The organism is Paraburkholderia sp. FT54, from assembly GCF_031585635.1.
Classification (GTDB): Bacteria; Pseudomonadota; Gammaproteobacteria; order Burkholderiales; family Burkholderiaceae; genus Paraburkholderia.
In genome coordinates, this window is sequence record NZ_CP134195.1 from 2,046,952 (window position 1) to 2,066,317 (window position 19,366).

Here is a 19,366-nt window from a genome sequence, read left to right on the forward strand (position 1 = left end):
CAACGCGTCCAGCCCCACGAAGAACCCTTTAAGCGCGGGTCGTCGCGATCGCGGTACGTGGCCGCAACGTCGCCATGATCAGATATGTGCCGCCGCCGATCAACACGCCGAAGAACCAGCCATAGGTATTCCACCAGACCGGCAGCAGGTTGGTGAAGTTGGGTAGAAAGGTCGAAAACACGCTGCCGATCGCCGCCGCGATCAACGCGTTGACGTTCCAGCCGCCTTCGTAACGGTACTCGCCATGCTCCTGATAGAGCGCCGCGACGTCGATGTTGCCCCTGGCCACCAGGTAGTAGTCCACCAGAATGATCCCCAGCAACGGGCCCATCGTCGCGCCGATCGCGTTGACGAAGTGCGCGGCGTTGCCTTCCCATGGCGCGAACGGGTAGAGCACCAGCGCGATAGCGGCGGCAATATAGCCGCCCCTCTTGAAACTGATCTGCTTGGGGAAAGCGTTCGAGATGTCGAACGCCGCCGAGACGAAATTGGCGACCACGTTGATGCCGAGCGTGGCGACCGCGAAGGTCAGCGCCGCGATGAGCGCCAGTAGCCAGCTATCGAACTTGGCTGAGATCTGCTCGGGGTGCAGCAGGACTTCGCCGTACACCTTGAAGGCGGCGATGGTGGTGATGCCGGCGACCAGCGAGAACGCGATCAGGTTGACCGGCAGGCCCCACAGATTGCCTTTCTTCACGGCGTCGCGATTCTTCGCGTAGCGTGAGAAGTCGCAAAAGTTCAGGTACAGCGCCGCGAAGTAGGTGATCCAGGTCGCGCCCACGGCCATCAGCGCCCAGAACGAGCCGGGCTCGCCGCTCACACCAGCGTCTTTGGTTTTGTCGAGCAGCACGTCCATCGGAATGACGTGCGCGAACGAGAAGCCGCCGGCCTTCACGCATAGGCCGATCGCGAGGATCAGCATCGCGACCCACACCGCCGGACCGGCCCAGTCCTGGAATTTGCGCACCGTCTCCATGCCCTTCTGGATGATGAGCAGTTGCAGCGCCCAGATGACCACGTAGCAGATCACCTCCAGTGCCGAGTGACCGAGCAAGTGCGTGCCCTTGTAAAACGCCATCAAACTGTCGCTGCGGATGAGCAACGCGACCATCGCGCCGGACGCCGCCGCCGTCTGCGCGCCGTACCAGAAGCAGGCCACCACCGCGCGCACCAGTGCGGCGAGGTTGGCGCCCCACACGCCGAAGGAGGCGCGCGCCAGCACCGGGTAAGGCACGCCGGTCTTCTCGCCGGCGTAGCCGATCAGGTTCATCAGTGCGAAGATCACCAGCGAGCCGAGCCCGATCGCCAGCACGAAGTTGGTAAACGTGCCGCACAGCAGGAACAGGCTGGCGGCGAGGTAGTAGCCCCAGAGGCTGTGCACGTCCGAGGTCCAGACGTTGAAGATGCTGAAGGCGCCCCAGTTGCGTACCCTCGAAGGCGCGAGATCTTCGTTGTAGAGGCCGGGGGAAGGATTGCGGATTTCCATTTGCCATCTCCTTTGAGTTCGTGGAACTGAGGAAACACCGCCGGAAGTCCCCGGGCGGCAATGCCCCGCATCTGAAGCAAGCGCGTATGCAAGAACTGTATGCACTTTGATGCGCAGTTCTGAATGGGTTAACCCTTAATCGACAGGCGTGCGGACGCAAGGCGACCGGTCGATTAGCGTGCCGAAGAAGTATCCGCTGACGATATGCGCGGCAGCGCACAGAGGCATCCGGGACGGCGCGCTAGCCTGATGGATGCCCCAGAGAAGTTTCCCCCGCTTCAAGGAGCAGTAGTTCCGCAGGTTCTTCGCTAGCCCCGGCTCTACACGCAGTCGGGCAAGGTTCGCTCGCAACACCAGGTCGACATCCGGGGAACCGCGCTGTCCCGCGGAAATGCAGCGTTTACGCCATCAGGTGCCACCGATGCGTCTCCAAGCCGCTCACTATGCGTTGCTTCTCGCCTGCGGATGCATGGCTATCACGGGTGCATTCGCCGACGATGCCGCCGGCGTCGTCAAGACGCTCAAGGGCACGGTGCGGATCGAGCGGGCCGGAGCAAGTTCGGGCGCGGCCATCGGCAGCGAGGTGTATGGCAGCGATCGCATCGTGACCGGCCCGCAGTCGTCGGTCGGCATCACGCTGCGTGACACCACCCAACTGTCGGCCGGCGCCGATACGATCCTCGACCTGAACAAATTCGCGTTCAATACCACGACCCATGACGGTGTGCTCGACGCGTCCATCAAACGCGGTTCCCTGGCCGTGATTTCAGGAAAGCTGGCGAAGGCGAATCCGGATGCCGTCCGTTTCAGCACGCCGACTACCACGCTGGGGGTGCGCGGCACGGAGTTCATCATCGAAGTCGGCGACAAAGGGGAGGGGGCACGTTGAAGGCTGCAATTCGACGTCACGGGCTGGCATTCGCAGCGGCATTCGTCATGCTGGCCTGGCTGGCCGCGTGCAGCACGCCGGACAAAATCATTCTATTGCCGGATCCGGATGGCAAGGTCGGCGCGGTCGTGGTCCACAGCGCCACCGCGGAGCAAACCATCGACAAGGCTTATGCCGGAGTCGACGTCAGCAAGGGCGGCACGATCGAAAAAACGCTGGATAGCCAATCCAGTGTGCAGGCACGATATGGCGAATTGCTCGCGGCCCGGCCGCCGCGGCCCATGACATTCACTATCTTTTTTCTTTTTGATTCGGCCACCGAATTGGCCCCGGAGTCGTCCGCCACGGTTAAGAAACTGAAGGCCGTGCTGGCGACCTGGCCCGCGCCTCAGCTCGTGGTGGTCGGTCACACCGATCTGGCCGGCTCGCAGGAATTCAATGACCGGCTGTCCATGCAACGCGCGCAGACCGTCGCAACGTTCCTGATCAAGCAAGGCATTCCTCCGCAACAGATAGAGACCGCGGCCCGCGGCAAGCGCGAGCCATTGGTGCCCACGGCAGATGGTGTTCCTCATCGCATGAACCGGCGCGCAGTCATCACCATCCAATGACCTGCGCCAGTCGTCGGCGCTGAACGGCCTTTCCGTCGATGAAACGCTATTTCGACCCATGGCTTGCGCGGATCAGGCATCTGCTGAAGACGGCCCAGGGACGTCCGGTGGCGCTGGCGCTGTTGTTCGGCCTGAGCCTGCTCAATCTGACCAGCGAATGGCCGAGCGACATACCGCGTCCCGCTTTCGTCGACACGCTCGACGCGGCGCTGCCGGATTCCTTCAAAACCGCCCGGCAAATTCTGTTCGATCAGTATCAACGCCACTTCGCGCGGGTTCCGACTGCGCAGCCCGTGACCATCGTGGAGATCGATGAGGAGACGCTAGCGAGCGTCGGCCAATGGCCGTGGCCGCGAAATCGGCTCGCAGGCCTGGTCGATGCCATTGCAGCACTGAAACCGCTGGCGATCGGTCTCGACATCTACATGCCGGAGCCGGATCAGACCTCGCCCGACAAGGTGGCCGCCAATCTGCCGGAAACGGCTGCGGCGCTTGCCGCCGGCTTGCGGGCGCTGCCGAGTCACGAGGCCGTTCTTGCCAGATCGTTGCACGCGGCGCCGACCATATTGGGGGCCGCGCCGCTCGATCACGCAACCCTCGCCGCCAGTACCGATCTGCGCAGCGCGCCGATCCTCGTGCATGGCGCCGATCCACTCGACTATGTGCAACGGTTCGACTATGTGCTCGCCAGCTTGCCGGAATTGCAGGCGGCGGCTCACGGACAGGCGATGCTCAGTGTGGCGCTCGAACAAGGCGTGGTCCGGCATATCCCGCTCATGATGGGTTTGCGGGAGAAGCTGGTCCCCAGTCTGCCGATGGAAATGCTCCGCCTCGCCACGGGATCATCGGCAATCGACGTCTTTGCCGACGCATCGGGCGTGCAGGCGGTGGGCGTCGCGGACGTGCAGGTGCCCACGCAACCCGCCGGCGACATCTGGTTGCATTTCGCGTCCATTCGCTCGACGCTGAGCCGCTACGTGTCGGCGCGCGACGTCCTGCAGGGCACAGTCGATCCGGACCGGATCCGGAACAAACTGGTGCTGGTCGGCCTGACTGGCACCGGCGTGACCGACATGCGCACGACCCCGCTGGGGGAACTGGTGCCGGGCATCGAGATTCAGGCGCAAGTCATCGAGACGATTGTCGAGGGACGTTTCCTGCGCCGGCCCACCTGGTTGAAATGGGCGGAAAGCGCCTTCATCATGACGTTCGGGCTGCTGATCATCTGGTATGTGCCACGGCGCCAGTCGCGGCTTGCGGTGTTCATACGAGCGGTCCCCAAGGGTTCCACCGTTCTGGGCTTACTCCTGCATCTGCTGAATGTTTTGTGCTGCTTCTTTATTTTTGTTCATTTTGGGCTGCTGGTCGATGCGGCCTCGATTTTTATTATCCTGTCCGCCGTCATGGGCTGCTTTCTCACGCCCGCGTTGCTTCATGCCGATGAACAAGGCAGAACAGAAACCACGCAAGCGCGGGAGCGTGAAGCAGGCGACGATCGCACCGGCAAGGCGCCGGGGCCTTGAGGGAGACTCTGATCATCGTGCGTGGGTTATCCGCAAAAACACTCATGCGGGGTAGTGCAAGTCGAGCGCGCCCGCCTGAACGATGTCGGGTTGCAGCGCATCCGGCTGCAATTCTACGAGTCATCCAGGCGAGCACGAAGCCTCATTATTCCATCGAATCATGGCGGCTGGGTGACCGCCTATGTTGATGCGATGCGGGTGAAATTCACGTGGTGCACGCAAGGCGAACGCGGGCCGTTATGGCTTTGCTGCCCGGAGACGGTTTCATCAGCGAGAGAAGCGGATTCCGGTATCGGCTGCCTGGTCGTAGTCGCTGGGCAGTCTTGACGCGCCGTTGGATGCCATGGTGAGGACTTCAACGATCCCCTTCGTGGAAACACTGACTGGCAGATTGGCCACCGCCGCGATCTTCACCCAGGTACAACGCGTAATTTCGTTGCTGGGCACCGGGTGTTCGCCATCGGCTATCGTTGCAGCGAATACATGGTGACAGGTGTGTGTGCCCGTAAAGCCGAATATGTACCGCATGTCCATTGCGCGAAGGCGGGTCTCTTCCATCAACTCGCGCATTGCGGTTTCGCGAAGATCTTCCCCCGCCGCAGGCTTGCCGCCGGGCAGCGACCAGCGCGAGCCTTCCCGGCTGACCAGGAGGATTCGCCTGCCGACCTGGCAGACAACAGTCGCTCGTTGCTTCACGGTGTCTCTCATGTTTTTTCGCCGCGTTGTGCAAAGCACGCCGCATGCCTGAACCTGGATCTGGCGATGCGGGTGCAACACTGCGGTCACTATCGTCGGGACAGCGGCAGAATCTCCGCGCCATGCCGCCCGTCCGGGCCAAGGACGGTGCAACCACCGATCGTCGTTTTAAAGTGTGACAATATTGTGGCGCCGGTGCGGCGGCGGAGGTCACTTGCAGCGTGGCGACGACGATCGAAGCTTGTCCTCTACGCAAGCCTTACCTGATCGCCAGCGCGACCATCGATCTCAAGGTAACTCCGGGAAATGCGGTCTGCGCGGGCCAGGCTCGATCGGCGCCGCGGCAAATTGAATTCACGCGACGTCGGTCGTGAGCCGGTCGCGTGCGCCGCTAACGGCGAGACTTTGTAGTGCTTGACTCCCGTCCGCGCGGGCGGCGTCCTCAACCGCGAAGGTTGTTTCGCTAAAGGCGATCAGTTTGAATCCGCTTCCCTTCGCGCGCGGGACGGTGATGCCCCAATGCCAGCCTCCGGCCTGTTCGAAGACATGCAATGCAGGGACGGTTGGAGTGTGTGAAGACTGAGAAGTCGTCATGGCGCATGCTCCCGTCATATTGCGACCGTGGGTGCACAATTGCAGTTGCCCTGTCTTGAGTCTACAGGTATTTTGCTGCGCTGCAATATGCCGACCGTGGTAAAAATGTCAAATCATGTAACGTCATGTTTTTGAAAAGATTCGCCTCTCACCGAGATGTGCGAACATAAATTGACGGGATTTCGATCCAACATGGTCCACGGGGGGCTCCATGCGTAGCCATTCGCTCATTTGGGCAGCGGTGCCGCACAATAGTGACGGCGTCGTCTTTCAGATTCGCATCGTCCACGGACTTCAACGTTTCCACGTTTCGCGCCGCGCGCTCGAAGATGTGTTCGAGCTCGAACGCGGCGCTTCGGACGCGAAACAATTGGAGCATTTCTATCTGTGTCTGACACGCATTCTGGCACGAGCCAGCGCGAAGCGTTCGATTGCCGGTCCAGACACGGTTCCACTTCGGGCCGCCGATTTCACCGCGACGCGCGAGGAGCAGTTCACTTCGAGCCGGCAAGCGATGGCACGCAGTGCGGCTTGAGCGACGGCACTGAGGTGGCTGCGTCTACAGCCAGCGCCAGATGCCCGCAGCCCAACCGGTGAGCGGGATATGAGCCCAGGTCGCCGCGAGCCAGACGACGAGTCCGCCCAACAGCGCGTGCATGCCGAACCCGCCCAACCGCGCGCGGCCGGCGGCGATCGCCGCGAACGGCAGATAGCTCGTCTTCGCCTCCCACGCGAGCCAGAGATCGGGCTGAAGCTGCTCCTTCTTCCGGTCTTGCAGCGCGGCGCCGACGAGCGCGAGAATCACCATGGCCGCCGCAAGGATGATGTTCCTGGCCACAGGGAACACGGCGATGTGGCACAGCCCCCAAAGCGCGAACGACCACATCATCGGGTGGCGCGTTACGGCGAAGACGCCGCGGGCCGAGTCGGGAAACGAGCCGGGCCGGCCGCCGGTGGGCAGCGCCGGGTTGCGGATCAGGGAACCCGTCAGGAGGATCGACGCGATCAGCATGATCACGGTCGCCACCGCCCAGAGCCAGTCTCCTACCGGCCATAGTGGTGGGGAAAGCGGAGCCTTTCCGTAAGCCACGATCAGCCAGCCGAGCGTCAGGAACGCGACCAGCGAATAGACGCCCTGGAACCCCGTCTCGCCAATCGCGCGGACCAACGGTCTGCGCAGCGGATGGGACAAGAGAAAGTGGCTGCCCACGAAGGCGAGCGCCGCTGCCGCAACTGCGCTGGTGCTTCCCATTGAGCCGGCTCCTCAAGTCGTTGACCGTATGCCGTCACCGTCACCGTCACCTTCGGCGGCGCGGTGCATGGGCGCTTGACCTTGAGACAGGGTTTCGCCCATCCGCCACTCTCGCACACTCACGCATCGTGTCGCGCGAAAAAAAACGGTGCGGCCCCTACAGCGGGACTCGCACCGTGACCTGGCAGTTTGACTTTCGCCCAGTGGCGCACCGTCCCGTCAGGGCCGCAACCCTGACGGAACCGGGGCACCCGCTCAGGCGAGGTCGAACCGGTCGAGGTTCATCACCTTGACCCATGCCGCGACGAAGTCGCGGACAAATTTCTCCTGCCCGTCCTCGCTGGCATAGACCTCGGCTAGCGCCCGCAACTGCGCATGCGAACCGAACACCAGATCGACGCGGCTGCCGGTCCACTTCAGCTCTCCGCTCTTGCGGTCGCGCCCTTCGAACACGTCGCGCGCTTCCGAGGTCGGCTTCCATTCCGTACCCATGTCGAGCAGGTTGCGGAAGAAGTCGTTGGTCAGCGTTTCCGGCTTGTGGGAAAAGGCGCCTTGCGGAGTCTGTCCGGCCCCCACGTTCAGCACGCGCAAGCCGCCGATCAGCACCGTCATCTCCGGCGCGGTCAGGGTCAGCAATTGCGCCTTGTCGATCAGCAAAGCCTCAGCCGGGACACCGAACTTGCCCTTCAGATAGTTGCGGAAACCATCGGCGAGCGGTTCGAGCGCCCCGACGGATTCCACGTCGGTCTGTTCCTGCGAGGCGTCCATGCGCCCCGGCGCGAACGGCACCGTCACCTGATGGCCGGCGCTCCTCGCCGCCTGTTCGATGCCGGCGTTACCGGCCAGCACGATCAGGTCGGCGAGCGACACCTTCTTGCCGCCGGACTGTGCGCCGTTGAACTCGCTCTGGATGCCTTCGAGGACCTTCAGTACCTTCGCCAGCTGTTCAGGCTGGTTGACCGCCCAGTCTTTCTGCGGCGCGAGGCGAATGCGCGCGCCGTTGGCGCCGCCGCGCTTGTCCGAGCCGCGGAAGGTGGACGCCGACGCCCACGCAGTCGACACCAGTTGCGAGACGGGCAGCCCCGCCGCCAGGATCTTCTGCTTGAGCGAGGCGACGTCCTGCTCGTTGATCAGCGGATGGTCGACCGCCGGAATGGGGTCTTGCCAGATCAGTTCTTCAGCGGGCACTTCCGGTCCAAGATAGCGGGCGCGCGGTCCCATGTCGCGATGAGTCAGCTTGAACCATGCACGGGCGAAGGCATCGGCGAGCTGGTCGGGATTTTCCAGGAAGCGCCGCGAAATCTTCTCGTAGGCGGGGTCCAGGCGCAGCGACAGGTCGGTGGTGAGCATCGTCGGCCGCAGCTTCTTCGAGGGATCGTGAGCGTGCGGGATCGTTTCGCCGGCATCCTTGGCGACCCATTGGTTGGCGCCGGCGGGGCTCTTGGTCAGTTCCCATTCGTGGTTGAACAGGTTTTCCAGGTAGCCGTTGCCCCATTTCGTGGGCGTGCTCGTCCAGGTGACTTCCAGACCGCTGGTGATGGTGTCGCCGCCCTTGCCGGTGCCGAAGCTGTTCTTCCAGCCCAGCCCCTGGTTCTCGAGATCGGCGCTCTCGGGTTCGGGGCCGACGTTGTCGGCGGGACCGGCGCCGTGCGTCTTGCCGAAGGTGTGACCGCCGGCGATCAGCGCGACCGTCTCCTCGTCGTTCATGGCCATGCGAGCGAAGGTTTCACGAATGTCGTGTGCCGCGGCGACCGGGTCCGGATTGCCGTCGGGACCTTCCGGGTTGACATAGATCAGGCCCATCTGCACGGCGCCCAGCGGATTTTCCAGGTTGCGTCCGTTGTCGTCGCGGCTGACCTCTTCGCCGTGCTTTTCTTCGTCGGCGACGATCACGCCACCGTCGTCTTCATTGCCCGCGGCACCCTTGCCATAACGGACGTCGCCGCCCAGCCAGGTCTTTTCAGTGCCCCAGTAGACGTCCTGATCCGGTTCCCACGTGTCGGGGCGACCGCCCGCGAAGCCGAAGGTCTTGAAGCCCATGGTCTCGAGCGCGACATTGCCGGTGAGGATCAGCAGATCGGCCCAGGAAATTTTCTGGCCGTACTTTTGCTTGATCGGCCACAGCAGGCGGCGCGCCTTGTCGAGGCTGACGTTGTCCGGCCAGCTGTTGAGCGGCGCGAAACGTTGCTGGCCGCGCCCGGCGCCGCCGCGGCCGTCGCCGATGCGGTATGTGCCGGCACTATGCCAGGCCATGCGGATGAAAAGCGGACCGTAGTGGCCGAAGTCCGCCGGCCACCAATCCTGTGAATTGGTCATCAGCGCGGCGAGGTCCTTTTTCACCGCAGCCAGATCGAGGCTCTTGAAGGCCTCGGCGTAGTTGAAGCTGCCGTCCAGCGGATCCGACTTGCTGGAGTGCTGGCTTAGCAGGTCCAGCCGCAGCTGCTTTGGCCACCAGTCACGGTTCGTCGTACCGCCGCCGGCGGCATGGTTGAACGGGCACTTTGCTTCAGTTGACATGCGCTATCTCCTTGAGAGGACGTACCCACTATTTGTTCTGCTACGGTGTCCGCCATCTATGGCGCATCGCACGATCCCGCGCCGACGGGGCTGCCGGAACATCATCTGGTGGGCTCTTGTGGGCGTACTGCGTGTACCGCTGCGATTGTCCGACGCACATGCTCTCCATCCGACAGGAATGTCGTGGCATGCATTGGACGAGAATAGCTCGCGTCGGCAGGCCTGCTGATGCAACTCAAAATATAGGTGAGAGTCACCATCAATAGAATGAGATTACGGCAATGCCGTCGATAGTGCACGGCTATGAAATGCCGCGTATTTTCGGTGCTTTAGCCTATGCGCGACTTTGCGCCCATTGCAGGGGCGGCCGAAGGCGGTGGCGTCGCGGTAGAGGATCAACCAGTACCGGCGCTCGGGCGAACGCTGACGATCGACGGCGAAGCGCGGAAGGAGGGTGCGGCGAGTTCCACGGCCGGTCGGGCCGGCTCGCGCTGCCTGAGAACGGCGACTCGCCCGGTCGCCTCGATGAACATGTGGCCAGTTGGCGACCGCCCGAGCCCGGCCGATTCGTTCGGTTGAAAGCGTTGGGTTAAATCGTCGTTGGACGGTCCACCGGGAGGCCAATCAGGTATCGAAGCTTACGGCTACCCACTCAGTTCGGCGACAAGGCGGGACAGACGGGCAATGCGGTTGCGATACAAAGGCGCGTGCGGACAATTTTTCAGATGCTCGACACGATCACGCCAGTAAGTCGGCGGAAAGGGCTCGCGTGGCGCGAATGCGATGACGCGTTCCAGATGAACGAGTTCGCTTTCGAAAATATGGTGATGCATTGTTTGAATCCCCGTGAATGGCCAATGTGCTCGGCTCGCGGCGTCGCTAACAATCTGACGCCGCGTACGGTTGCAAAATGCTGATTCTGTTCCGCGCAGTGGATCCACGCGGTCACGCAATGGAAGAGACCGCACACCGGACGTTCCGGAAAAATCTCTCGGGATGGCCGGGCGTGCCGGTGCCGCAGGCAACTGATGCAAATATCCTGCGGAAGGAGGCGGATTGGCCGCGGTTGGCGCAGGCTGATTAAAAAGAGCGAGCCGCCGCTGCTTGTCCCGGGAAGGGAAGGCAACGACGGCCGAACCCCGTAGCAGGCCGCCTGGTACATAGCCAGACGGATACCGCGATTTTCGCAGTCACGCATCGCGACGAACTTCTCTATGGAAGCATTCGGTCGCGATGCGTCGACACACGACAGTCACAACTACAACAACAGCACAGCCCCTCTCTCGGTCTGTTCCCAACGACCCGGTGTCGTTGGACTTGATCGGCGCATCGACCATCGTTCGGATCACTAACCGAAAAGCCCTGATGACCAGCGGCGGTCCGGGAATCGGCGGCGTCGGCTATCGACGTGCAACCTGCACGTCGCCGGACGTCGGTGTGTCGAACGCATTGCGGCGCGCGATCCTTATTGGTCTCTCAGGTTCCCCGGCTTGTCGGACGGATTCGTTTGCGCCGCTTTCTTCAGACGCCGACTTATCTCATTATGTAGGCATTAGCAATGAGCGTGCCAGCCTGCGCCGCCTTGTCGGAGCGGGAGGGTCGGCATATTTCAGTCGCGGCGTTGGTCAGTCTCGTCCACACGCGTTCCGCAGATTGGACGATATCGTCCAGTTGACTGCATCAAGCATGGCAAGCGGGCGCTTTCGTCCACATGGGACGAAAGCGACTGAGAGGCAAGGGGCGATGCGGAGCATGGCCGATCGAGGCGAGAAGAGCCGGTTCGGCAATCGCGCCGCGCCGAGCGAACACGGAGAGAGGCGCGCCGCTTACGACTGGAGGCTGACCTTGCTGTAAGTCAGCCGACTGGGGCGCACCTTCATCCGCACCAGCGACACGAGGAAGCTGAAACCGGCCTGATTCGGATCGATCACCGGCACGTACGCGCCGAGCGCCTCGCCAAGCAGCGTGGAGACGCGGCTCGCGACGTCGACGAAACCGGTGCACCCGAGCAGAATGGCTTGCGCGCCGTCGTCCTTGATCGCCTTCAGCGCCGCCTCGAAGGTGCGAACGACCACCACGTCGACGTTCTCGAGCTGCGCGACCGGGCAATCGATCGCGCGGATCGACGCGAACGTATCCTGGATGCCATAGGTCTGCGGATGACCGCGCTGCATCGCCAGCGTGCTTTGCAGGATAGTGATGATCGAGAACCGCTGGCTGAGCGCGAGCGCGGTGAAGGCCGACGCGGGAAACCCGCCGATGATCGGAATGTCGATCACTTCCCGCGCGGCTTCGACGCCGCACATGTCGAAGTCGGTCAGCCAGATGCCGTCGAAACCGTCGTTGGCGATGGACTGCGCGAGTTCGACCACCGGCATGCCGTTCTGCAGCCAGTTCGTGCGGCTCTCGATATCGGCATGGCCCCTGGTGATATTGCGAATCTCGACCTGCACGTCGGGCGGCACGACCGGCGCGATGGCCTTCATGATGCGGTCGTTGTATGCCGACGTGGCAACGGGCACGAGCACGCAGATGCGCAGAGGTGAGTTCAAGATACGTCTCCGTTGCGCGCGGACTGGGGCGATTGAAGCGATTCAAGCGGCACATACGGCCCGAGATAGCCGAGCGAGTTCAGCAACTGCATGAAGCTGTCGAGGATCAGGCCGGGCTTGCGCAGTTCAGCTTCGGCGCGCCAGGCGATCAGCGTCACGGGGCGCTTGCCGATCACCGGATTCAACGAACCGTCATCCTTGAGAAGATCGCCGTTGCTGAAGATCGCCTGGCCTTCGCCGCCGACGAAATACGCCACGCTGTCCGGCGACAGCACGATCGGCTGCGGACACGCGCTGTCCCACGCCAGCAGCGACTCGTTCTGGTACATCACCGTATAAGTGCGCTGTCCGGCCTGAATACGGACCTTGCCGACGTCGAAGCCGCCGCTCGTATCGACTTCGGCCGAGACCAGTTCGCCGGGCTCCGAGATGGCCCGCGCGGAAAGCCCGCAACGCTCGGCGAGATAGCCGATCATGTGCCGGGCGCTGCCGATCTGCCCGGCCTGCAGCGCGCGCCCGAGTTCCAACGCGCGCGTCAAGGTGCCACGGATCGGCGTCGCGCGACGGATGTCGGCCGGCTTCATGACCCACATCGCGAGGCCGCCGAACTGACCGAACTCGGGATCGGCAACGACCGGCCGCATCATCTGCTCGACAATCGCCGACACGTCGCGTTGATGGGCCGGACCGCCCTGGTTGCCGGCGCGCGGCGTCACGTCGAGCTCGACGCACAGGCCGCCCTGGCTCACGAGGAACGCCGGGCGCGGATCGATCCCGGCGGCCGCGAAAGTGAGCATCGGCAGCGAGGGCACGGCGCGGCCGGCGCCGTCGGCGTCGATCACCGCCAGGCCGAGTTTCGCCGCCACCAGCGCCGCCACCGTGAAACCCAGCGCGCCGCTTTCCGGCGGCATCACATAGGCGAGCCTGGTGGATTGCGAAGCGAGCCGGGCCTGGACGTTCTGCACGGCCGTCACGGGCCCGATCGGATAGGTGGCGGAGTTGATCGCTTCAGGTGCGCCGAGATAGGCGACCATGACCGCCGCGCCTTCAGTGGCCTCGTCGACCGACACGACCTTGACTGTGTCGGACGGGTAGTAGTTGCCGGTGACGAAATGCCCGGCCAGATGCCGCGCGGATTCGATCGTGCCGCCGCCGCCGCTTCCGAAGAACGCTGCTCCCAATAGCAGCGGTTCCAGATCTTCCCGGCGTAATTCATAGGCCATTTGCGAGTCCTTTAGTCGAGGTTGAAAGAAGCGTCCTGCTGGAGTTCGGCAAGCAGATTCACGGCGCTGGTGACGCGAGTGGTCGGATCGCCCGTCAGCGAGCGCAACCCGCGCTCGAGTGTGTCGATGGCTTCGGCGCTGCGGCCGGTGGAGCGCAGCAGATCGGCGAGATAGCGCGCGGCGTCCACGCGCGCCGGCACCGAGCCGAACGCGAGCGCGGTGGACAGCGCGGTACGCAGACCCTGCTCCGCGGCGTTCACATCGCCGAGCGCCCACTGCGCGCGAGCCCGGGTGACCAGGAGTTCGCCGAGGTAGACGCGTTCCTGACGGGCCAGGGTCTCGTCGATCGCGGTGGCGAGAATCGCCTCGCATAGCTTCGCGCGGCCGGCGCGCAGCAGCAGTTCGCCGTGCTGCCACGTCTTGAAGGAATAGAACAGCGCGCCGCCGTTGCAGACGACGTGGTTGTCGTAGCCGTCGAGCATGACGGTCTCCGCTTCGTCGGAATGGCCAAGCGAACTGAGGTGACATGCGCGAAGCACCTGGCCGACGCCCCGGTAGAACGCAAAGCCGTTCGCGATCGACACCGATTCGAGTTCGCTCGCGAGGTGTCCGAGCCGGTCCACGTCATCGAACAAACAGGCGAGCCAGGCGGCGCCCTGCAGGTTGACGGCATGAGCGAGCGCGTGCGCGCCCGGTTCGGACGCGCGCAGGATCAACATCTCCATCGCGCGGCGCGCCTGGCTGAATGCGCCGATCTGGTAGGCGGCAAGTCCTTCGAAAGTCAGCGCGAGGCTGGCGAGATCGATCCCTTGCGAGCCGGTACGGGTGTCGTTGCGCCCCACGCTGAGCAGGTTGCCGCGCGCGAGACAGGCGAGAGCCTCCTCGCTGTCGCCAAGCCAGAACAGGGTGTTGGTCATCGCGACGTGGGCTTCGTCGAGCGAAACCCGGTCGCCGCCGTTCTGCGCGCGCTCCAGCATGTTCTGCGCGGTCGCGCGCGCCTGCTTGAGCTGAAGTGTCGTCAACTGCGTGGTCCAGATGCCGAACTGGATCGCGGCGATCTCGGCGGGCTCGCAGACGCCTTCGCCGATCGTCAGCGCGGCGGCGTAGCAGGCAGTGGCCTCCGCGTACAGCCAGCCGTGCACGCTGCGCAAACTCATGCCGAGCAGCCGGTAGGCGTCGAACTGCAAGCGACGCACGGCTTCCTGTTCGTGAGGCGTCTGCAGCACGTCGAGGCAGCGGCGCAATAGCGGAATGGCCTCGGCGAACTTCGACTCCTCGATCAGCGCGCTCGCGTGTTCGAGACACTTGCGCGCTTCCCGGTGATGTTCCTCGCGTGACTTCAGACGCCGTTCGATGGTCTTGCGGCCCACGCCGAGCATCGCGGCGGCCGCGCTCTTGTTGCCGCTGGTCCGTTCGAGCGCGCGGTCGATCAATAGGTCTTCGGCGGCGGCGAGCTTGTCGCGGCCTTCGAGTTGCAACAGCATGTCGGCGAGGCTCGCGCGCGACACCGGCCCGCTGGTTTCATTGGCGAGAAACGGTTCGAGCGAGTCGACATCGATGAGCGTGTTTTCGGCGAGCACGCTCAACTGGCTGACCAGGTTGCGCAATTGCCGGATGTGGCCCGGCCACGAATGCTGGCAAAGCCGCCGGACGGCGGCCGGCGAGAACTCGAGACGGCGCGCGTGCTGCGACGCGAAGTGGGTCACCAGCGCGGGGATGTCCTCGATGCGCTGCTCGAGTCCGGGGACTGCCAGCACGAAGACCGCGAGCCGGTAGAAAAGGTCCTCGCGGAATAGTCCTTCACGGGCAAGTTCGCGCAGGTCGCGGTGAGTCGCAGCAACGACCCGACCCGCGAAATGCAGATTGGTGGACGAGCCAATCGGACGGAAGGTCCGCGTTTCAAGCACGCGCAACAGTTTGGGTTGCAGCGCAAGCGGCAGTTCGCCGATTTCATCGAGCAGCAGTGTGCCCTTGCCGACCTGCTGGAAAAGTCCCTGGCGGTTTTCGCCCGCGCCGGTGAACGCGCCTTTGACATGTCCGAACAGTTCGGCTTCGACGAGGTTCTCTGGAATCGCGCCGCAGTTGACGTCGACGAATGGTTGATCCTGGCGCTGGCTATGCGCGTGCACACGGCGCGCGACCAGTTCCTTGCCCGAACCCGTCGGCCCGAAGATGAGCAAAGGATGATCGGTCGGGGCGACCCGATCGATCATGCGGACCAGTTGGCGAAACGCCGGGGCGCCGCCCACGAAGGCGCCCGAATCAGCCTTGTCGTGGGCGAACGGAACGACAGGGGGGTAACTCATTGCAAAGCACGCTCCACTTGAACCGCGCGTGGCGCTACGCGGAAATTGCCGTCGAAACGACGGGACGGACGGTCATGCATCGATCGCGTTTCCGGCGAAGCTTTCCGGTTGCGTTCTCGGGACCGTCCGCCGCAAGAAGAGACAGAGTATGACGGCTTGTTGCCGGTCTTGTCCTTTTCGAAATTATTCCTGGCGTGAGCACATGTGCGGACTTCATCGCAAGGTGCGGCGAGCCATGCAGTGCTTTCTGGCCGAGGGCTGATGAAAGCTGGCGGCGCTGTCGCCGATCCGGCGACAGGCGTGGTGTAGGGCGTGTAAGAACAAGGCACCAAATGGTATTTGCCGCGACGGCGCAAGCGCGTCCGGCGGTTGACAATGCGTTACCCTGATAACGGCGTTCCAGCGATGATCCTTTAGTGGAATGACAAAGGAAAGTGACGTGAAGATCAAGGACTTTGGCGTCGGGCGTCGGATGGATCTGTGCGAAACAAAGTGTACGCACAACCTTGCGCAGACCTGCGTGGAATCGCTGACTGTCAAGACGTGAGAACACTCACTCCTCGCACTTCACGTCCTGTCTTCGCACGACGATGATCACCGGATACGTGCCGTGTTCGAGTTCCACACGGGCGACGACGGACATCGTCTCGTTGTCGATATCGTCGTACACGCTGACCTTTTCATGCCGCAGACTCGTGAGGCCGGTGCAGCCTGATGCGCGACCCTCGTCGGAGACCTTGCATTGGATCGGATTGTCCGCGAGGTAGCGATATCGGTCTCTGTCCGGGGTCGCCAGGTATTCGCGGAAACTTTGCGCCGATCCGCCGATGCCCGTGACATACCCGATGGCGCACTGCAGTTTGGGTGTGTCGCTGCTCCCGGACGTTTGGGCTGTCGCCGCCGTGCTTGCGACGGCGATGAGCGCCGCGAGGGTCGATGCAAGGAGATATTTCATGGCGCGAATCACGGTGGTCGGATCGAAGTGCTGGATTGTAATGGCATCTGCGCAAGCATGCGCCGCTAGACATTGAACAGCTCGCTACGCGCCGCGTCCAGGATCATCGCGACAGCCGGATGGCTGATTCGGCGCTCGATCGAGATGGCAAAGAATTCTTCGACGATGGAATTGATCTGCCCGACCATCGTCAGCTTGTGCTCGGCCTGCAGCTGGCTCTCCAGCACGGTGGGCGCGAACAGCAAGCCGCGGCCTTCACGCGCGAATGCCATGGTCATCGCCCCGTCGTCGAACTCGCCGACGATGCGCGGCGAAATCGCATGCGACGCCAGCCAGTGATCCAGCTTGCGGCGCACCGCGGATTCCGTGCCGGGCAGCAACACCGGCAACTGACCGAGCGACAGCGGGAAGCGTTTCTTGCCACTCTGGATCAGCGCCTGCGCGCCGAAGCAACTGAGCGTCGAACGGCCGAGCCGGTGGTTGAATGCCTTGATGTTGACGTCGGCGGGAATGGGAGCGTCCGCGATGATCAGGTCGAGGCGGTGCACGGCCAGTTGCGCAAGAAGTGCGTGCAGCTTGCCCTCATGGCAGATCATACGCAGCGAGACGGAAGCGCTCAGCGCGGGTTCCAGCAGCCGGTACGCGATCGCCTTCGGCACCGAATCCGCGATTCCGACGCGAAACCGCGTTTGCGGCCCAGCTTCGCTTTCGCGCCGCACCGCGCTTTCCAGCTCCGAACCTAGCGAGAATATTTCGTCGGCGTAATCGAGCGCCAGGCGGCCCGCATCGGTGAGTTCGAGTGTGCGGCCGCTTTTTCTGAACAGTTTTTTATCCAGCGCTTCTTCAAGCAGCTTGATCTGCCCGCTGAGCGTTTGCGGCGAGATGTGCAACTGCTCGCCCGCCCGAACGATGCCGCCCGCGTGCGCCGCGACCCAGAAGTAATGCAGATGTTTGAAGTTCACGATCTCTCCGCCGATTACTCAATGCTACGGTTTTCTCGAAATATCAGCATAAAAAATACGCATTTTACGTTATCTCGGGTTCGGATAGATTGAGGTCTCGCCCATGGTTTTTGCGGGCGGCAACGGTAGTTGACGGAGGTGGCAAATGGCATCGGTTGCGCAATTCCTGCGTTCAAAGGCGTTCCGGACAGTATGGTCGACCCAGGCATCCGCTTCGGTTTACGACGCGATCGCGATCATGGCTCACAGGCGGGTGGGCGCGCTCATCGTCGTCCATGACGGGCGTGTGGCCGGCATCGTCACGGAGCGCGATTACGCGCGAAAAATCGTGCTGATGCACCGCTCGTCAAGGTATACGCCGGTGCGCGACATCATGTCGACGGCGGTGCGCTATGTCAGTCCGGAACAGACCACCGAGGAATGCATGGCCCTCATGACGGAGCACCGGATCCGTTATCTGCCTGTGATTGCCGAGGGGCAAGTGGTCGGCATGGTGTCGATCGGCGACCTGATCAAGAACCTGATTGCCGAGCAGGAAGACACGATCCGGCAGTTGGAGCACTACATCCACGGCAACGGTTTTCAGGTCGGACATCATGGATTTCAGGCGCAATCGCCAGCAGGTTTGAGCACTCAATAATATTACTGTTCGTAATGTATTTCGCGCGACGACGAAGAGCGCGCGAAGCGGCCAGTCCACTGACTCACCAAAGAGGCTTTCTATGTACACGCAGATCATCAATCAACTTCGACGTGCTGCCGGCACGGTGACGCGCGGGACCGCGGCGCTCGGTCTGGCGGGGCTCCTTGCGCTCGGCGCCGTGGCTTCGAACGATGCCGAAGCAAAGCGGGTGGGCGGCAGCCAAAGCATCGGGCGTCAGTCGCAAACGGCGTCGCCATCCGGGCAAGCACAACGGAGCCAGCAAGCCCAACCGGCGCAGCAGGCCACGCAGGCGCCGGCCGCCGGCGCGGGAAGCCGCTGGATGGGCCCGCTCGCCGGCCTTGCCGCTGGACTTGGCATTGCGGCGTTGCTGTCGTCGTTTGGGCTCGGTGAGGGACTCGCGCAACTGCTGTCGAATGCGCTGTTGATCGGCGTGGTGATTCTTGCCGGCGTGATGCTGTTCCGCTTTATCGCCAACCGGCGTCGCTCGGATCTCGCCTATGGGCACGGTGCCGCGAGCCGGCAGCAAACGGGCAGCTCGCCGCTTCTGAATCAGATGGGGCAAGCGCGGGCCGAAACGCGTTTTCGAGGCTGGCCGCGCGCAGCGATGGGTATGACCGGAACGGCGAACACCATGAACGCACCGGAACTTTCGCCCGGACCCGATCAGACTGCATTGCTGGTGTCGGCGAAGTCGATGTTCATGCGTCTCCAGGGCGCGTGGGACCGCAACGAGCAGGGGGATCTGTTCGAACTGACGACGCCGGAAATGTTCGCGCGGCTCAAGCAGGACCTCGAGGCGCGCGGTCGCGAGCCGAGCCATACGGACGTGACGCAACTCGATGCCGAGGTGCTGGGCACCGAAAGCAATGCCGATGAAACATTGGTCAGCGTTCGCTTCCACGGTCAGATGCGGGAAGACGATGCTCAGACCGCCCAGCCATTCCAGGAGATCTGGAACCTGGTCAGGCAAGTGCAGGGCGACCAGGCGTGGCGCCTGGCGGGCATCCAGCAGATCGGCGGATAACAGCGCGGTCGAAGCCGGCGCGAAGAAGCGCCGGTCTTCGGGCGATTTGCAAAAGCCGCGTTAGACTTCGCGGATTGAAAAGAGCGGTTCACCCGCCGTGCTCGAAGCGCGG

The 19,366-nt window shown here is 63.2% G+C and carries 16 protein-coding genes and 1 pseudogene; 6 read left to right on the top strand and 11 right to left on the bottom strand.

The window, feature by feature from the left end; genetic code table 11:
* Positions 1-28: 28 nt before the first annotated feature.
* Positions 29-1,486: an NCS1 family nucleobase:cation symporter-1 gene (locus RI103_RS09590; RefSeq protein ID WP_310815096.1), complete on the bottom strand. Its 1,458-nt coding sequence runs from the start codon at positions 1,484-1,486 to the stop codon at positions 29-31.
* A 421-nt stretch (positions 1,487-1,907) separates the two neighbouring features.
* Between RI103_RS09590 and RI103_RS09595 the strand changes: the two genes are divergently transcribed.
* From RI103_RS09595 to RI103_RS09605, 3 genes are read left to right on the top strand one after another with little or no spacing between them, the layout of a single operon-like run.
* Positions 1,908-2,375: a FecR domain-containing protein gene (locus RI103_RS09595; protein ID WP_310815097.1), complete on the top strand. Its 468-nt coding sequence runs from the start codon at positions 1,908-1,910 to the stop codon at positions 2,373-2,375.
* On the top strand, positions 2,372-2,986 hold the full coding sequence (locus RI103_RS09600; protein WP_310815098.1) for an OmpA family protein: 615 nt from the start codon (positions 2,372-2,374) through the stop codon (positions 2,984-2,986). The genes RI103_RS09595 and RI103_RS09600 overlap by 4 nt, the downstream gene beginning before the upstream one ends.
* Positions 2,987-3,024: 38 nt before the next feature.
* A complete protein-coding gene (locus RI103_RS09605; RefSeq protein WP_310815099.1) occupies positions 3,025-4,509 on the top strand; it encodes a CHASE2 domain-containing protein in 1,485 nt (494 codons plus the stop codon).
* Positions 4,510-4,776: 267 nt separating this feature from the next.
* Here the strand turns inward: RI103_RS09605 and RI103_RS09610 are convergent, their stop codons facing one another.
* Positions 4,777-5,217, bottom strand: a complete 441-nt coding sequence (locus tag RI103_RS09610) for an NUDIX domain-containing protein (RefSeq protein ID WP_310815100.1) — start codon at positions 5,215-5,217, stop codon at positions 4,777-4,779.
* Positions 5,218-5,559: 342 nt separating this feature from the next.
* Positions 5,560-5,799, bottom strand: a complete 240-nt coding sequence (locus tag RI103_RS09615; RefSeq protein ID WP_310815101.1) for a hypothetical protein — start codon at positions 5,797-5,799, stop codon at positions 5,560-5,562.
* Between the two features lie 211 nt (positions 5,800-6,010).
* Between RI103_RS09615 and RI103_RS09620 the strand changes: the two genes are divergently transcribed.
* Positions 6,011-6,334, top strand: a complete 324-nt coding sequence (locus RI103_RS09620) for a hypothetical protein (RefSeq protein WP_310815102.1) — start codon at positions 6,011-6,013, stop codon at positions 6,332-6,334.
* Between the two features lie 24 nt (positions 6,335-6,358).
* Here RI103_RS09620 and RI103_RS09625 read toward each other — a convergent pair whose 3' ends face one another.
* From RI103_RS09625 to nhaR, 8 genes and pseudogenes are all read right to left on the bottom strand, one after another.
* Positions 6,359-7,051, bottom strand: coding sequence for an NnrU family protein (locus tag RI103_RS09625; RefSeq protein ID WP_310815103.1), 693 nt, complete (start codon positions 7,049-7,051; stop codon positions 6,359-6,361).
* A gap of 255 nt (positions 7,052-7,306) precedes the next feature.
* The gene (gene katG, locus RI103_RS09630; protein ID WP_310815104.1) at positions 7,307-9,568 is read right to left on the bottom strand and encodes a catalase/peroxidase HPI; all 2,262 of its coding nucleotides are present in this window, start codon (positions 9,566-9,568) and stop codon (positions 7,307-7,309) included.
* Positions 9,569-10,212: 644 nt separating this feature from the next.
* On the bottom strand, positions 10,213-10,401 hold the full coding sequence (locus RI103_RS09635; RefSeq protein ID WP_310815105.1) for a hypothetical protein: 189 nt from the start codon (positions 10,399-10,401) through the stop codon (positions 10,213-10,215).
* A 993-nt stretch (positions 10,402-11,394) separates the two neighbouring features.
* Positions 11,395-12,120, bottom strand: coding sequence for an aspartate/glutamate racemase family protein (locus tag RI103_RS09640; protein WP_310815106.1), 726 nt, complete (start codon positions 12,118-12,120; stop codon positions 11,395-11,397).
* Entirely contained in the window at positions 12,117-13,343 is a 1,227-nt protein-coding gene (locus RI103_RS09645; RefSeq protein WP_310815107.1) for a DUF917 domain-containing protein, read from the bottom strand. Before RI103_RS09645 ends, RI103_RS09640 begins: the two co-directional genes overlap by 4 nt.
* Positions 13,333-15,649, bottom strand: a pseudogene (locus RI103_RS09650) (sigma 54-interacting transcriptional regulator). Before RI103_RS09650 ends, RI103_RS09645 begins: the two are co-directional and overlap by 11 nt.
* A gap of 553 nt (positions 15,650-16,202) precedes the next feature.
* Complete coding sequence (locus RI103_RS09655; protein ID WP_310815108.1) at positions 16,203-16,604, bottom strand: hypothetical protein; 402 nt, start codon at positions 16,602-16,604, stop codon at positions 16,203-16,205.
* A gap of 65 nt (positions 16,605-16,669) precedes the next feature.
* A complete protein-coding gene (gene nhaR, locus RI103_RS09660) occupies positions 16,670-17,566 on the bottom strand; it encodes a transcriptional activator NhaR (protein WP_310815109.1) in 897 nt (298 codons plus the stop codon).
* A 145-nt stretch (positions 17,567-17,711) separates the two neighbouring features.
* Here nhaR and RI103_RS09665 point away from each other — a divergent pair, with 145 nt between their 5' ends.
* Together RI103_RS09665 and RI103_RS09670 are read left to right on the top strand one after the other, a co-directional pair.
* Complete coding sequence (locus tag RI103_RS09665; protein WP_310815110.1) at positions 17,712-18,206, top strand: CBS domain-containing protein; 495 nt, start codon at positions 17,712-17,714, stop codon at positions 18,204-18,206.
* Positions 18,207-18,288: 82 nt separating this feature from the next.
* Positions 18,289-19,254 (top strand): Tim44-like domain-containing protein, encoded by a 966-nt coding sequence (locus RI103_RS09670; RefSeq protein ID WP_310815111.1) that lies wholly within the window; start codon positions 18,289-18,291, stop codon positions 19,252-19,254.
* The last annotated feature ends 112 nt before the right edge of the window (positions 19,255-19,366 follow it).